General features: G+C 68.4%; 12 protein-coding genes and 3 pseudogenes. 9 read left to right on the top strand and 6 right to left on the bottom strand.

Annotated elements, in window-relative coordinates:
- From ACZ56E_RS35715 to ACZ56E_RS35700, 4 genes and pseudogenes are all read right to left on the bottom strand, one after another.
- Positions 1 to 1,736 (bottom strand): annotated as a pseudogene (locus ACZ56E_RS35715) (hypothetical protein); the annotation flags it as partial.
- 228 nt (positions 1,737 to 1,964) lie between these two features.
- Positions 1,965 to 2,297: a DUF6233 domain-containing protein gene (locus tag ACZ56E_RS35710; RefSeq protein ID WP_471220797.1), complete on the bottom strand. Its 333-nt coding sequence runs from the start codon at positions 2,295 to 2,297 to the stop codon at positions 1,965 to 1,967.
- Positions 2,294 to 2,521 (bottom strand): LexA family protein, encoded by a 228-nt coding sequence (locus tag ACZ56E_RS35705; RefSeq protein ID WP_471220796.1) that lies wholly within the window; start codon positions 2,519 to 2,521, stop codon positions 2,294 to 2,296. Before ACZ56E_RS35705 ends, ACZ56E_RS35710 begins: the two co-directional genes overlap by 4 nt.
- Positions 2,518 to 2,718, bottom strand: coding sequence for a hypothetical protein (locus ACZ56E_RS35700; protein WP_471220794.1), 201 nt, complete (start codon positions 2,716 to 2,718; stop codon positions 2,518 to 2,520). Before ACZ56E_RS35700 ends, ACZ56E_RS35705 begins: the two co-directional genes overlap by 4 nt.
- A 131-nt stretch (positions 2,719 to 2,849) precedes the next feature.
- On the opposite strand from ACZ56E_RS35700, the gene ACZ56E_RS35695 reads away from it, so the two are divergent.
- From ACZ56E_RS35695 to ACZ56E_RS35665, 7 genes are all read left to right on the top strand, one after another.
- On the top strand, positions 2,850 to 3,011 hold the full coding sequence (locus tag ACZ56E_RS35695) for a hypothetical protein (RefSeq protein WP_471220792.1): 162 nt from the start codon (positions 2,850 to 2,852) through the stop codon (positions 3,009 to 3,011).
- Between the two features lie 797 nt (positions 3,012 to 3,808).
- Entirely contained in the window at positions 3,809 to 4,081 is a 273-nt protein-coding gene (locus ACZ56E_RS35690) for a hypothetical protein (protein WP_471220790.1), read from the top strand.
- Positions 4,082 to 4,255: 174 nt separating this feature from the next.
- Positions 4,256 to 5,347 carry a helix-turn-helix domain-containing protein gene (locus ACZ56E_RS35685; protein WP_471220788.1) on the top strand — a complete coding sequence of 364 codons (1,092 nt, stop codon included), beginning with the start codon at positions 4,256 to 4,258 and terminating at the stop codon, positions 5,345 to 5,347.
- On the top strand, positions 5,344 to 5,850 hold the full coding sequence (locus ACZ56E_RS35680) for a hypothetical protein (protein ID WP_471220786.1): 507 nt from the start codon (positions 5,344 to 5,346) through the stop codon (positions 5,848 to 5,850). Before ACZ56E_RS35685 ends, ACZ56E_RS35680 begins: the two co-directional genes overlap by 4 nt.
- A gap of 136 nt (positions 5,851 to 5,986) precedes the next feature.
- Positions 5,987 to 7,672, top strand: a complete 1,686-nt coding sequence (locus ACZ56E_RS35675) for an integrase (RefSeq protein WP_471220784.1) — start codon at positions 5,987 to 5,989, stop codon at positions 7,670 to 7,672.
- A gap of 88 nt (positions 7,673 to 7,760) precedes the next feature.
- A complete protein-coding gene (locus tag ACZ56E_RS35670) occupies positions 7,761 to 7,907 on the top strand; it encodes a hypothetical protein (protein WP_471220782.1) in 147 nt (48 codons plus the stop codon).
- Entirely contained in the window at positions 7,904 to 8,323 is a 420-nt protein-coding gene (locus ACZ56E_RS35665; RefSeq protein ID WP_471220780.1) for a hypothetical protein, read from the top strand. The genes ACZ56E_RS35670 and ACZ56E_RS35665 overlap by 4 nt, the downstream gene beginning before the upstream one ends.
- A gap of 623 nt (positions 8,324 to 8,946) precedes the next feature.
- Here the strand turns inward: ACZ56E_RS35665 and ACZ56E_RS35660 are convergent.
- Positions 8,947 to 9,873, bottom strand: coding sequence for a hypothetical protein (locus tag ACZ56E_RS35660; protein ID WP_471220779.1), 927 nt, complete (start codon positions 9,871 to 9,873; stop codon positions 8,947 to 8,949).
- Between the two features lie 146 nt (positions 9,874 to 10,019).
- Here ACZ56E_RS35660 and ACZ56E_RS35655 point away from each other — a divergent pair, with 146 nt between their 5' ends.
- Positions 10,020 to 11,264 (top strand): PIN domain-containing protein, encoded by a 1,245-nt coding sequence (locus tag ACZ56E_RS35655; RefSeq protein ID WP_471220777.1) that lies wholly within the window; start codon positions 10,020 to 10,022, stop codon positions 11,262 to 11,264.
- A gap of 42 nt (positions 11,265 to 11,306) precedes the next feature.
- Here the strand turns inward: ACZ56E_RS35655 and ACZ56E_RS35650 are convergent.
- Positions 11,307 to 12,704, bottom strand: a pseudogene (locus ACZ56E_RS35650) (sporulation protein).
- A 320-nt stretch (positions 12,705 to 13,024) separates the two neighbouring features.
- Between ACZ56E_RS35650 and ACZ56E_RS35645 the strand changes: the two are divergent.
- Positions 13,025 to 14,790 (top strand): annotated as a pseudogene (locus ACZ56E_RS35645) (asparagine synthetase B family protein).
- Positions 14,791 to 14,801: the final 11 nt, after the last annotated feature.

Genomic DNA, 14,801 nt, shown 5'->3' with positions numbered 1-14,801 from the left:
CAGTCGCCGTTCCACCAGACGCCCCAGACATGTCCGTCCTCGCCGACGCCGAAGACCTCCATGTGATCGGAGTTGCGGCACAGCGCGGCCAACGGAGCCCTGGGCGGGTACGGGGTGTCGCAGACCTGGAACCAGTCATGCCAGGCGTTCCCGTCGAACCACGCGGACCACAGCCGGTGCCCCTGGCCGCCCCCGTCCTCCTGGCCGACGGCGAGCACCTCCATGTGGTTCTCGTTGCGGGTGAGGACGGTCAGGGGGGTGAGGTGGGGGAAGGTCTTGTCCTTGACGGTGAAGGGGGCCTGCCAGTCGCCGTTCCACCAGACGCCCCAGACATGTCCGTCCTCGCCGACGCCGAAGACCTCCATGTGATCGGAGTTGCGGCACAGCGCGGCCAACGGCGCCTTGAGGGGGTATGGGGTGTCGCAGACCTGGAACCAGTCGTGCCACTCGCCGTCGTACAGCCAGGCGGACCACAGACGGTGGTTGTCACCGATCGCCAGCACCTCGATATGGCCCTCGTTGCGTGACAGCGTCACCAGCGGCGTTCCCGGCGGGAACTTCTTGGTGCCGACACGGAACCGCTCCTGCCAGACGCCGTTCCACCAAGCACCCCATACGTGGCCGTCGTCGGCGACCGTATAGACCTCCATACGGTCGGAGTTGACGGACACGGCCGCGACCGGGGCCTGCGCCGGGGCCGTCACCTCTCGTACATGCGGGGCGGGCACGGTGTATTCGAAGGTCCGGTGCCAGCCGGGGGTTTCGGAGATGCGCTGGAGGGTCTTGCGCGCCCAGGCCACGCCGGCCTTGTCGCGCAATTGCCGGTAGACGGCCCTCCCCTCGCGCGCGGAGCCGATGGACTCCTCCAGCCGCTGGGTGTGCAGGAGGTAGTCGGCGAGGAAGATGAGCGCGGGCGCGAGACGTGCTCTGTCGCCCGCCTCGCGGCAGACCTGGACGCGTTCCTGGGCAGCGGTGACGGCCTGGGGGAAGTCGCCGGCGTTGGCGTGGCGGGCGGCGAGGTTCTCCAGGGCCCAGGAGAGGCCGGCGGGGTCGGTGAGCCCGCGGTAGAGGGCTGTGGCCTCGGTGGCGGCTGTGATGGCCTCGTCGTGTCGGGTCGCGTTCTGGAGGTAGGTGGACAGGACCACCAGTGCGGGTGCGAGACGGGTGTTGTCGGCTGCGTCGCGGCAGATCTGGACGCGTTCTTGGGCGGTGGTGACGGCCTGGGGGAAGTGGCCGGCGTTGGCGTAGCGGGCGGCGAGGTTCTCCAGGGCCCAGGAGAGGCCGGTGGAGTCGGTGAGCCCGCGGTAGAGGGCTGTGGCCTCGGTGGCGGCTGTGATGGCCTCGTCGTGTCGGGTCGCGTTCTGGAGGTAGGTGGACAGGACCACCAGTGCGGGTGCGAGACGGGTGTTGTCGGCTGCGTCGCGGCAGATCTGGACGCGTTCTTGGGCGGCGGTGACGGCCTGGGGGAAGTGGCCGGCGTTGGCGTGACGGGCGGCGAGATTCTCCAGGGCCCAGGAGAGGCCGACAGGATTGGCGAGCCCGCGATAGATCTCCACGCCCTCCCCGGCGGCCGCGACCCCCTCATCGTGGCGGCCCGCGTTCTGCAGATGCGCTGACAGCACCACCAGCGCCGAAGCCAGCCCTGGCCGGTCCCCGGATTCCCTGCAGACCCGCACCCGCTCCTGCGCCTCGGCGAGCGGATCCCCCGACGCCGTGTCCGTGTCCGAAGTGGTCATCTTCGTGTCCTTCCTCGGCACGGTGGTGCCGCACCTTTGGCGCGAAGAGCGTGAGCCAGGTGCTGGACAAGGCTCCCCACACCCCGATGAATGTGTGCAAACACCACAGGGGAAAGTGCTTTCCCGCGGAGGTGGGTTTGCGAAACCCCCTCTGAATCCGCCTGATATCCGTGCAAGCCGGAGCCGGGCCGCGATTCCGGCACAGGCCCCGCCGGGGGACTGGCTTCCTCAGTCCAGTAAGCCGAGCTCGGTGTCGGGCCGGCAGTGGATGCAGGCGGTGACGCCCTCGTTGAGGGCCTGGCGTGCTTGGGCCGGGCTGGCACTGCGGCTGCGTTTGCCGACCATGTGGCATCCGCCGACATGCACGCACACCGCAGGCTTCCCTTGGCCGATGCCCAGCTCGATCAGCCAGTCAGGGGCCGGCGGCCGGGCCTGCTGCCCGCGGATCCGTTCCGCCTCTCGCCGTTCCTCATCCGCGATCCACCTGCGGGTGCGCGCCAGGTCCTGCTCCTGGACCCGTTCCAGGAAGCGGAGTGCATCGATACGGCGAATGTCGGTCATCGCGCGAGCCGGTAGTTCCTCCAGCTGCCACTGTCCGCACGCATGAGGGCGCCGTCCTGCTCCACGCGGCGCAGCTGATAGTGGACACAGGAGGGATTGGACAGGCCAACCGTGGTGCCGGACTCCCGCGCGGTGGGGGCCTCGCCGTTCTTCAGGATGCGGTTGCGGATGCGGACCAGGACCGAGCTCTGGCAGTCGGTGATGTCCCAGCAGCAGCGGATCATGACGGCTCCTGAGCGCGTCGACGCAGGTCGGCCTGTTCGGCACGCGGCACATCCTGGACAAGGCGGCGGGAGAGGCCGATGAGCCGTCGTCGCAGGACAGTGTTGTGGTCGGCGCGGGCCTCGGCGAGAGCCTGGTAGGTGCGGGTCCAGTCGCGCTGGGTCTGCACGAGGTCGGGGGAGTAGTTGTTGTGCACCATGCCGCCAGTAGAGCATGTGTTCGAATTCCTGGGCCAGTCGCCACCGGGCCTGTGGCCGGTGAGCGGAGGAGTGATCGGCGAAGGGGTCGACCCGGAGGCCACCGCTCGCAGTCCGAGCAGGAACCGGCCGAGTGGCACCGCCCCTCGCGGACGCCCGCTGTACCTACACCACCCACTGGGTGGCGACCAAGCTCCGCTGGGACCTGGCCGTGGACGACGCCGAACGGCACGCGCTGAGCGAGCTGGCCGCCGGGTGCGGGCAGGAGACCGTGGAGTGCGAAATGGCTGCCTGAGGGCCGATGCTTGCAGGCCGGATCAGATGTCGCCTGAGTCCTCTCCGGTGTGGAGCCGGGTATCGAGGTCGCTTGCCCATGACAAGGCCCAGGCGCGCAGCTCGATCACGTGGCCGCAGCTTGAGTCTTCGTGTGCTCCCCGCACCCGCAGGATGGTCCCAGATCCGCCAGCAGGTCCCACCGCCCGTGCAGGTAGTCCCCGCGCCCGCGGATTATCCCGTGCCGCCCCCCAACCCATTAGGGTCCCCCAGTGCTCCCAGCACCTCTGAGGATGGGCCTCAGATGCCCCTTAGGTCGACGTTGTCTCCTCTTGTGGGCGGTCGCACCCATCCAGCCAAACTCGCGCGGAGGCGGCGCCGTGCCTGACGGACTGTGCTCTGCCGGGCGGCGTTCGCCACGGAGGCCGTCGCGGGCGCCGGCCGTTGGATCCTCCGGCACCCCTTGGTGCCGAAGGCCACCCGGCGCTCGTTCAAGAGACGGCGCGTCGGTGAGTGCGGGGGTGCCACTGGGATGTAGGGGTGGCGCGACCGGCGCGATCGTCCGCCATACCCGGCTGAGTGACTGGCGCATATACGCGCTCTGTTGCGTTGCAGTCTGACCGATCTGGATCGAGTTTCGATCGGAGTCGCAAAAGCGAACGAGAGAGAACCGCAAGTGTCCCATTAACGGACTGTAGTGATGGTGCCTCGTCTGCGTGAACGGTACGTTCGGCGGCATACGAGCAGCCCCGGCCCGGACGCCACATCTGAACCAGGGCTGACTCGCCATCTGTTCGGATCACTGATCTAGGAGGGCGTATGCCTCCCGACCACATTCCAAGCCGACCGGTGCGGACCGTCCGGCTGAAGGGACCCGAAGCTAGCATCCCTCGACAGGTCTGGGCTAAACCCTGCGAGCAGCGTGACCAGCAGGTCAACATGCAGCTCGGCGGGGTCATTCCGGCACTGTTCGCGGTCGTCGTGCTCGTCATGCGGCCCGAGTCGAGCGAATTCGCGCTTACCGTCGTGCCGTTCCTCGTGCTCACCCTGCGCCGCTCGTATGTGCGCTACCGGCGTATTTCCGTCACCTGACGCCACCGGCGCCGTGGGGCTGCTGCCGACAGCGGCCCCACGGCACCCGGCTGTGCCGCCCACGGACCGGGCGGCGATCAGAAAAGCCCCCGAGAGCAATCTTCGGGGCGCTGTGGAACCCCCCAATTCCACCTGAGCTTCCCGGTAGCACACCCCCGAAAGGGACTACACGACATGACTCCGAAGGACCAGGCCCCCAGGTGCGCCAACCCTGGTTGCACCAAGCCGGTCCCGCAGACCGCCAAGCCCCGCCCGGGCCGGCCCTCGCGGTACTGCTCCGACGCGTGCGGGCGCGCCTACCGCAAGCTGTCCGGCCTCCAGGGTGAGAGCGACCACGACGCCTACGCCGAGCAGGTCGTCGGTGAATGCGTCCACCACCTGCAGAGCGTCAAGGACCTCATCATGGAGGGGCGGCCGCTCGAGGCCCTCGAGCAGATCGCGCTGTTCGAACGGGAGGTGCAGGACCTGACCGCCGCCGTGGTGCAGCAGGCCCGCGGGCACAAGAAGAAGTCCGCGGACATCGCCCGCGCCCTGAACGTCGGCACAGACAACGTCAGCCGCCACTGGTCCGCGGAAGCCGCCGGCCGCCGCCGCCAGCTGCGCACCCAGCGCCGCCAGCCGCCGCCGGCCGCCGCCGCGCCGGTGAGGGCCGTCCCCCGCCAGCGCCCTCCGCACCGCACCGCCGCCCCGGGCCCGGGGGAGCAGACCACGGAGACCACCGATGAGGGAATCCCCGCCAGGAACCTGGACCACCCCGGCCAGGTACTGGCCCGGGCGCTGTCCCAGCTCCAGCGCACCAGCACCCTCACGTTGCGCGCGCTCGGCAGGAAAGCCGGCGTCTCCGCCTCCTACATCTCCCGCGTCCTGACCGGTGACCGCCTGCCCTCTTGGCGGATCACCCGCGTGATCGCCACCGCCTGCGGTGCCGACCCGGCCGACCTGCTGCCCCTGTGGAACGAAGCCCGCGGCCTGCGCCCCGCCGAACCCGTGAACCTTAGCGCCGCCCTACGCGGCCTCCTGCTCGCCGACGCCAACCCCGACGTTGCACAGCTCAGTTCACGCCTGGACCACACGCTGTCCACCCACGAAATCTCCACCATCTTGGAGGGCGCCCACGTCCCCGAATGGGAAACGATGGGACGCCTGGTCAGCGCCCTGCACGGCCGCCCCGAAACCATCCGCCCACTCTGGGCGGCCGCCAGGCCTCACCCCGACCGCACCACCGCCCCGGATGTTAGCCCTCTGCCCGCCGGAGCCTTCGGATGAGTAACCTCGCCCGGGCCTCCACCTTCCGCCCCGCCACACCGGACCCGCCGTGCCGGCACCCAGGCCCCCGCGGCGCACCCAGCCGCCCGTGGCTCGCCACCCCGACCATCGGGGCAGGCACCCCGCTCGCCCTCCCGTCGGCCTTCGAGGCGTTCTGTTCCCTGCACCACAACTGCTACCTCGGCTACGCCCACGCCCACCTGCCGCACCACAACGCGCAGCACGCCGTCGCAGCCACCTTCGGCCACCTCATCACCCACTGGCCCTACGTCATCAGCCGCCCCAATCCAGGCGCCTACGCCTGGGAACAGCTCGTGACCCACACCGGCAGCCGCTCTCGCCCTCTGCCCCTGACCGCCCACTCACCACTGCAGTACGACGTGGCCGTCCTCCACCACGGCCTAGGCCACCCGCTGACGGCCGTGGCCGCCGCCCTGGGCATCGAGACCGCCACGCTCAACTACCTCGTGCGAACCTGGCGCGCATCGAAGTTCGTGTACTGAGCGTTTTCAGCCTTGCTGCTCCCCCGGCAACACGCACCTCAACGCCCGCTACCGCGATCCCGTCTGGCCCAGCACCGCTCTGGCCAAGATCCACTGGAAGCGCTGCCCGGCCCCCCTGCTCGACCAGGTGAAGCAGATGACCTGGACGATGATCAACGGCCGGCTCCGGCCCACCTACCTTCAGACGCGGGGGACCCATTCCCGGTCCAGGAGGTCCGCCGCGGACATCAGGGACACCTGCGGCGAATGGATGCGGCTAGCGCGCTGGCTGCACCGACGCCGCATCACCAACCTCGCCGACTGCACCGAGGAAGTGTGGCGAGCCTACATCTCCCAGCGCTGGGACCGCGGTGTCTCCCGCGACCATGCGGCGAGGACCTGCACTCGATTGACAGATCTGTGGGCGTTCGACCAGCTCAGTGCACAGCCAGCAGACATCACCCAGCCGCCGTGGGTCGCCGAAGGCATCGACGACTTCCTCCCCGCAGTCGATGACTCAGCTCACGGAGAGAACAGCACCGAGCCTTTGGACCCAAGGGTCCTGGGCCCGCTGCTGGTCTGGGCGATCCGGTTCGTCGACGACTTCGCCGACGACATCCTGGCAGCTTGGACCGAGAGGAAACGCCTGATCGCTGCAGCTGAGGCCACCAGGGCCAACCCGGAGGGGTGGACGACCCTTGCAGAGTTGCTGCTTCCTCACGCCCGGTCGGACGATGGACTTCCCAGTGTCCGGATGCACGGTCAACGGAGGCTGGCTCGCTCCTATATCGCCGCCCTCACGGGCGCGAGCCTCGGCCAGGTCGACCGCTTTGCCGAGCAACATCATCTCTCCGCCTCGGTCAACGAGATCTCGGGCCCGTGCCCTTTGGGGATTCCCGTCACTGGGCGGATCGACGGGAGACCCTGGCGCGGACACATGGACTTCGACGAGGCCGCCGAGCTGATGCGGCATCTCGGCACAGCAGCAGTGATCATATGTTCCTACTTGACCGGTATGCGCCCGCAAGAGGTGCAGGGCCTGCGATCCGGCTGCTGCCCCGACCCTGAGCCCGCCGCCGACGGCACACTCGGGCGGCACCTGATCCGCAGCCAGCATTACAAGAACGTCACCGATGACGACGGCAACCACATCTCCGCAGGCGAAACACGCGAGGTCCCCTGGGGCGCCATCACCCCAGTCGTCCACGCCATCCGGGTACTGGAGCGCATAGTCCCCGGGGGAGAACTTCTTCTGAGCGCCTCTCACCACGACGCCGCATTCCAGCGCAACCGACACGGGTCGCTGAAGAACTCCGGGCTGAACGACCGGATTGAGGACTTCGTGGCATGGGTGAACCGCGAGGCTGAGAGTCACAACCTGCCTGATCAAATCGTTCCCGAGGATCCACACGGAGCGATCGGGATGTCCCGGTTCAGGCGGAGTCTGGCCTGGCACATCGCGCGCCGCCCGGGCGGGCTGGTCGCACTCGCGATCCAGTACGGACATATGAGAACCGTCCTGGACGCCCGGACCTCCAGCGGCTACGGCACCCGCAGCCGGGCAGGCATCCACTCCGTCCTCGACGTCGAAACCGTCCTGGCGGCAGCCGACACCGCCGCTCACCTCCGAGATCGTGTCGCCGCCGGGGAGAAGGCCTCCGGTCCGGCCGCCCGCCGGGCTCTGACCGCTGCGGCGACAACGCCACAGTTCGAGGGCAAAATCGTCCCCAGGACGTTCGCGAAGAAGGCTGCCAAGTTCCTCGCGCGGGATGGCATCGTGCTCTATGACAACCCGGACTCCTTCCCTGATCTGCGCGTTCAAGCACGACAACGCACTCTGTGAACCTGAACCGGGTGCGACAGCGCCAAGGCAGTACGCCTGCCAGTCCGGCTGCGGCAACACCGTCCGCACTGACACCCACGCGCGTGAGATGCGGGACAAGGCCGACGAGATTGACCGCAAGGCCGCCTTCGTCCCGGAGAAACTCGCCAAGCGACTGCGGCGCAATGCCGACAACCTCCGGGCGACCGCCGACGCCCACGACGCCACCGCCCAGACTGCCGAGGCTTTGACGTGAACGAACAGAACCACGATGAACGCACCCGCATCCGTGAGGCGATGGACCGGCTGTTGGCTGGCCAGGCCACCGTCTCCAACGGAAGCATGACCGCCGCTGCCCTCGCCGTCGAGGCCGGTGTTCACCGCATGGCCCTCTACAAGCGGCACGCAGACCTGAAGAACGAGTTCGAGGAGCGGGTCCGCACCGAGACCAAGCAAGTCCCGGAGGCCGAGAAGCGTCTGAGGGAGACCGTCGCCACGCTCAAGAAGTCGGTCTCGGACCAGACGAAGGAGATCAAGGACCTCCGTCAGCAGTTGACCCGCCTTGCACTCGCCAGTGCCGTCCTCATCCATGAGCAGGGCACACCATCGACGCCGCCCGAACCCGGCCCGGTCCCGGACAACGTCATCCCGTTCCGCTCGCCCAACAGCTGAACCGAGGCGGCTGTGGACAGCCGCCTTGGCTCGAACAGATAGTTGAGCACATAAGTCTGTACATGATGGTGCGCGGCGGAGTCATACGCGACTAGGGACCTGCACTGGTACGTGACGGACGGCGGCTCCGGCATGCCGCATGTCACGGGTCCGCTCGCCCCGTTGTTGAGTTCGGTGTCACTATGGCGTCCTGGGCACACGGACACCATGGCCGGGGAGCCGGCTTTGACCTGCGAGGCGGTCGCAGGCATCGTCAACCGGTACATCATCCGTCGGCACGCTGGAACCCCGCCCGCGGCATCGTGGCCTCAAGCGACGCCGAGCCGTTGGTGAAGTGCCTTCGTGTCTTTCACACGCGCCGGGGCAGCGGCCAACTGAAGAAGGGCTGGGCCGCCCGCCATTCGGCGGGCAGCCCACCCCTTCACTCACTCATCGTCGGCCGAGGTCCCAGAGTCCTGCTGTGTGTCCGTGCGGTCGGCGGCATCGTCTTCGCGCTTCTTGCGACGGGCGTCATGGATCTGAAGCACTAGCGAGCCCACTGCGGTGACAGCAGAGACCCCAGCGATGATCATGTTCGGGTCCAACTTCGGTCCTTTGGCTCAATGCAGGACCGGTGCGCCGCGTTACACCACTAGGCGCCCTCTGCGCCTTGCGTGGTGATGCAACTGGCTGCGGTCCCTGCGAACGGAACGGTGAGGGACCGCACAACCTGGTGCTCTGGGCATCCGCGGCTCAGCCGTCACCAGCTCGCCCGGCGGATGACAGGGCCGGGGCGGGACTGCGAACTCCACCACCTTGGACGCCTCAAGGGTGTCGTCGGCTTCCAGGCGCGCGGTGAGTTGGGACAGGAACTCGTTCCAGCTCTCGGGCTCCATCCCGAGCACGGCCAGCACCCGCAGGAGAGCAAGCACGGTCTCCGCTTCCCGCAGGAGCCGCGTCTGGTCCGAGTCGCAGGCGGCCAGCGCCGGGCCGGCGATCCCTCGGCCGGACATGCCCAGCAGCATCTCCGGCGTCATGTCCTTCAGGCCGTCTTCGGGCATGCCGCCCAGTGCGTTCAGCGCCCACAGGGGGATCTCGGCGGCCTTCAGCACCCGCAGCCGACGGTGGTGGTCTTCGCCCAGCGCGACCTGCTCGCTTTGCAGCGTTTCGAGTTGCTCGGCCACGCTCCACAACCGGGCCACGAACTCGACCGCGCCGTTGACCAAGATGAGGCTCCGCATGCGGGGGACATCGGCTTCGGGGAGGCCCTCCATGCGCCTGCTGGCTGGCTCGGCGAAGGCCAGCAGGTCGCCCGCCATGTCGTCGCACAGTTCAGCAAACGGGGTTCCTGGGGCGCAGTTCGCCAGCTCTCGCAGCAGCAGGACCTGTTCAGGGAGGCTCAGATCCGCCAGGGGGTGTTTGGTCATGTCGACGGAGGCCATGTGAGCGACACAGTTCCGCACATACTGGATGGCGTCCGCGGCCTCTGCCGAGACGGTCGCCATGAGACGACGGGCTTGCCGGAGGGAGAAGGCTCCCACGGGCGCCCTGCCCCAGTAGTCGAAATCCACGTCACCCAGAGTACTGGTCCGTTCCAGTGAGTTGCGTGTCTGCGAAGCGGTGGCGGCTCGTCTTCGCAGAGGTACAAATGGCTGGGCAGCAGGGTGAAGGGCCTGGGATCGTGGGGTGACGTTGGTTGGAGAAACGGAAGTCTCACGTGATCATCTTGGATACCTGCATCCTGCGCGGCTGCGGGCTGGATAGCAGCGGGGCTGAACTCTTGCGCACCATCCGCGAGTCCGGCACGGAGGGTGTCGCTGTTCCGTGGATCGTGATGGAGGAACTTGTCGCCCAGCACGCGGTGAAGTACCGCAAGCAGCACGAGGCCGCGGCCCAGGCAATCAAGGCGTTGAAGAAGCTCACCCCTTGGGAGCTGGAGGCCCGTCTGGAAGACGGCGACCCGGTGATGGTGCGCGAGTACTGGCGCAGTAAGTACGGCGCTGTGGTCGATACCGTCCCCACCAGTGAGAGGGCGCTTCGCGAGGCGGCGGTGCGGGAGGCGAACGGGCTGGCCCCGGCCAGGATCGACACGAGTGCCAGCCGCTCGGTCAAGACCGGCTACCGGGACGTAGCCGTGTGGATGTCGGTGATGGACTACGCCCTGGATCACCCCGAGGAGACGGTCTACTTCGTCAGTTCCAACACCAAGGACTTCGGTGACGGCGTCTCCTACGAGAGTCCGATGGGCTGGGATGTGGACGGTCTGGAGAACGAGTTCGTCCACCTGACCTCGCTCGATCAGGTCTTGGACCGTTTCACCGAGCCGGCCGAGGTCAGCGAGGAGTATCTCCGCAAGGTGCTGACCGCCGCGGACACCTCGTCCGCGATCGGAGAGCAGGTCTTCTCACGGGACGGCAGCCAGGCATTCGAGGGCGGGTTCGACGCCACGGGCTTTCGTGGAAGTCTGGGTGCCGGTCCCTACCGGGTCTGGGCCGACAAGTGGCTGGCCGCCCCGGCTGCCGTCATGGACTCGATGAGCGACGCTCAGGCTTTCAAGATCGGTGAGCACGTGTGGTGCACCGTGAACGTCCGCTGGCTGCTGAGCGGACTGGCCTTCCCCGACCGGGACAACAGAGACATCCTTGCCTTCACGTCCTGCTGGTGGGACACCCGGCTGCTGCTGAGCGTCCACGACGAGCCTCGATTGGTCCTGTTGCGCTCACAGAGTTCGAAACAGCTGAGTGATGAGGATCTGGAAGCGTTCGCGGAGAAAGCCCCGGACCTTGAGGCAGTGATCCGCAGCGTTATCGACGGGGGCCAGATGGCGTCGATGCTGCGGCGGATCGCGGCCCCCTCCCCCCAGCCGCCCCAGGACGGGTCCGCGTCGAGGGTGGAGGAGGCTTTGGCGGAGCTGACCCGCATCATGCTGTGTAACGGCGAGCAGACGCCTGGCGTTTCCTGATCTTGGAGGCACCCCGCCCGGCGCTGTCGGGCGGGGTGGTGTTCAGGCGGCCACCCCGAGCTCCTTGCGGGTCCGGTGGATGAACTCGCGGACGGCCGGTTCTCGCCGCCATGGGGTGAGGGCGGTGTTGAACTTGCGGACGTAGTCCTTGGCCCGGGTGGACTGGACGTGGGCGAGGATGTCGACGGATCGGTTGCCCAGATCCAGGCCGTGGTCGAGGTCGCGGGCCTGGAGGTGGGCGGTCCCGACGATGGCCAGGCGCATGCCGACGGAGCGGGTGAACACCCCGGTCGGCATGGCGGTGGCCCGCTGGTTCCAGGTCAGGGCGGCCTTGGGGTTCTTCAGATCGCGGAAGACCTCGGCGGCATCCGCGGACAGGCGGGCGTGGTGATAGAAGTCGATCCAGGCGGGCTCGTCACCGCTGCCGTCCTTGACCTGGCCCAGGAGGTCCTCGGAGGCTTTCAGGGCCCGGGAGGCGGCCCTGGGGTCGTTCTCGCGGGCGTGAGTGCGGGCCTCGATCAGTTTGGTGAACGCCAGCACCCTCGGGACGGCCTGGCCCTTGGCTCAGTTGAAGGCGCCCTGGGCCATATCGACGGCCTCGGAGGCGAACCCGCGCATCAGGGACTGCATAGCCATGGTCGTCAGGACATAACAGCCCAGCTGCACGCCGCCGCCGGCGCGGGCGAGGCGGAGGGCCTGGATGAAGTGCCGCTGGGCGGCATCGTGCTCACCGACATCGAACGCCGTCCACCCGGCCAGCCTCGACAACTCGGCGGTCACGGAGAAGAGTTCACGGCCGATCTCGTCGGAGAAGGACCCTTGCAGGAGCGGGGCGGCCCGGTGGTCGAGGCAGTCGGTGACGGAGTTCGCTTTCCAGTTCCCGCCGCCGTATTTGGAGTCCCACCGCCTCGCGTCATCGGCCGCGTCACGCAGCTCGTCGAGGTCGGCCCGCCCGACCTGCTTCCCGCCAGCATGGTCGGCGGTCTCGTCGGCGGGGGTGACGAGCCAGCGGGTGACGGGGATGATGAATGCGGAGGCGGCGAAGCCGGACCCGGTCCCGGTGAGGAAGTCGCGGCGGTTCACGGAGCTCCAGAACGAAGTGGCGACGCGGACGGCGTCGGCGGGGTCTCGCGGGAAATCCACCCCCACATCCGCGTCGATTGTCTCCGCCTCGCCCATACCGATCTCGCCGAGGCTGACGGGCCGGCCGAGCCTCTCACCGATGGCCTGCGACAACAGCCTGGGGACCGGCCATTTCGGTGTCATCCCACGGCGGCACCAGTTCGCCACGGACGTGTGTGAGTAGTCGGTCTCTATCCCGGCAGCGTGGGCGAGCTGGTTGACGCGCAGAGCCAGGGACTTGTGGCTCGCGCCGCTGGCTTCGATGAGCCGGGCCAGGTCCGCGTTGGGCGGACGGGTCCGGCGGGCGGTCGATGCCACGACTTTCCCTCATGCCGTTGAGCGGACCACGCACGGCTCGAACAGTCGGTTGAGCACGTATGTCTGTACTTGGTGGAGCACGAGAGATCCGTACTCGACTGGGGACGAAGAGTCGTAGGCGTTCCGCATGTTGGGTCGGTAACGATATTCCTCCGCCACCGGCCGCGAACCGCCTTGCGAGTTGTGAGCCCCCCTGCGAGCCCTGCCCCCGACCTACGCGGGCGGCTGTGATGTGAGTCCAGGCCGCCGCCGGAACCGGAACAGATCCCCTTCCAGCGGCGGCCGCCGCAGGCACCACCACACCCGGAGGTGAACCAGATATGTGCGGAATCGCAGGACTGGCCGGAGCCGACGCCGTCCGCCACGAGCACACGGTCGGCGCGATGGGCGCCTCGCAATCCCATCGAGGCCCGGACGGCACCGAGCACGCCGCCGCGACGGACGGGCGGGCGGTGCTGGCCATGAACACACTGCTGATCGTCGACCCGCAGGCCATGCCCGGCCCCTACCTCGACCGCGAGACCGGTGTCCTGCTGTCCTTCAACGGTGAGATCTACAACTACCGCCAGCAGGCCGCCGCCTGGGGCATCCCGCTCGGACACCGCGAGACGGATGCGCACCTCCTGCTGCGGGCCTGGGCGAAGATCGGACCGTCCTGCCTGGACGGACTCGACGGCATGTTCGCCCTCGCCGTCTATGACCCACGGGTCGGAAAGCTGTTCCTGGCCCGGGACCGCCTCGGGGAGAAGCCGCTCTACTGGCGCCTGGACGGCGGCCGGCTCGTGTTCGCCTCCGAGGTCTCCACCCTGACTGGCTACGGCACCGCCCCCCTGGTCCTGCGGCCCGAGGTCCTTGCGATCGAGACCCCGGTCGGCGTCGACACGCCCTTCCAGGGCATCCAGCTCCTGGCCCCCGCGACCTTGCTGACCTTCGACATCGCGACGGGCTCGCTCGACCAGCACATCTACTGGACCTTGACCGGCCGACAGCCGTTCACCGGCACCTATCGCGAGGCGCTGGCGAAGTACTCCGTGATCCTGGCCGAGCAGGTCCCGCTGCGGGCCCCTGCCTGCGACTTCGCCCTCCTCCTCTCGGGCGGACTGGATTCCTCGGTGCTGGCCTACCTGCTGCGGCCGCCGGTTTGTGTCACCGTCCGCTACCCCGGGCAGGACCGCCTGGATGAGTCGAAGATCGCCGCGATCATTGCCCGGGACATCGGCGCCGAGCTGGTGGTGGTCGAGCCGGATCCCATCGACTTCACCACGGTGCTGCCGCACATGATGTCCGCGCTGGACTACCCGATGGGCAACGCCTCCACGTTCTCCGAGTACATGGCCTACCGGAAGATCGCCGACCTCAGCCTGAAGGTCGCCATCGGCGGCCTCGGCCCGGACGAGTTCCTCATGGGCTACGTCCGCCAGGCCCTGGTCCTGTTCGGCCCGGACGCGGTCCTGGCCGCCGGAATGGACGCCTATAAACCGCTGGCCGCGAAGCTCATGCACGCCGCCGGTGAGGACCTCGACCCGGCCGAGGCGGTCACGCGGCTCGTCCTGCGCGGCCCCGACCCCGACCGGCGGATCCACGACCTCATCGCGGGCGCGATGGAGAAGGCCCACGGGGACCTGGCCCGAGCCCTCACCCTGGCCGATCTCGCGACGGCCTGGCGGCCGCTGGTGATGACCAGCGACAAGCTCGCCTCCGCCTACGCCCTCGAACGCCGGCCCCGTTGCTGGCCCGGGAGTTGGTCGAGTTGTCCTACCGGCTGCCCCGGGGGCACAAAATCTGTCACCCCGCCGAGGGCAAACGAATCCTCCGAGACGCCGCGAAGGCCCTCGGGCTGCCTCGGGAGGTCTGGGGCAGCTGGGACAAGCTCGGCTTCGCCTCCCCGGTCCCGTCCTGGCTGAACGGGAAACTCGCCGGCTGGGCGGACGCCCAGATCCACACCGCCGTCGGGGAGGCGCCGGCCGCGATGCGGCCGCTGCTGGAAGGCGGCCTCAAGCCCGGCGGCCGGTTCGACCGCACCCGGATGCAGGCCCTCATGGCGGCTGCCTGGTTTTGCGACCAGACGGTGAGGGCTGCCGCATGACGACCCCTCAC

This window comes from Streptomyces sp. NPDC039480, from assembly GCF_055597165.1.
The sequence above is the reverse complement of the archived record's forward strand: the minus strand, read 5'-3'. Positions and strand labels throughout refer to the sequence as shown.

Coding starts and splice junctions, on each gene's coding strand:
- ACZ56E_RS35710 (WP_471220797.1), bottom strand. CDS start 2,297: ATGACCGACATTCGCCGTATCGATGCACTCCGCTTCCTGGAACGGGTC.
- ACZ56E_RS35705 (WP_471220796.1), bottom strand. CDS start 2,521: ATGATCCGCTGCTGCTGGGACATCACCGACTGCCAGAGCTCGGTCCTG.
- ACZ56E_RS35700 (WP_471220794.1), bottom strand. CDS start 2,718: ATGGTGCACAACAACTACTCCCCCGACCTCGTGCAGACCCAGCGCGAC.
- ACZ56E_RS35690 (WP_471220790.1), top strand. CDS start 3,809: ATGCCTCCCGACCACATTCCAAGCCGACCGGTGCGGACCGTCCGGCTG.
- ACZ56E_RS35685 (WP_471220788.1), top strand. CDS start 4,256: ATGACTCCGAAGGACCAGGCCCCCAGGTGCGCCAACCCTGGTTGCACC.
- ACZ56E_RS35680 (WP_471220786.1), top strand. CDS start 5,344: ATGAGTAACCTCGCCCGGGCCTCCACCTTCCGCCCCGCCACACCGGAC.
- ACZ56E_RS35675 (WP_471220784.1), top strand. CDS start 5,987: ATGACCTGGACGATGATCAACGGCCGGCTCCGGCCCACCTACCTTCAG.
- ACZ56E_RS35670 (WP_471220782.1), top strand. CDS start 7,761: ATGCGGGACAAGGCCGACGAGATTGACCGCAAGGCCGCCTTCGTCCCG.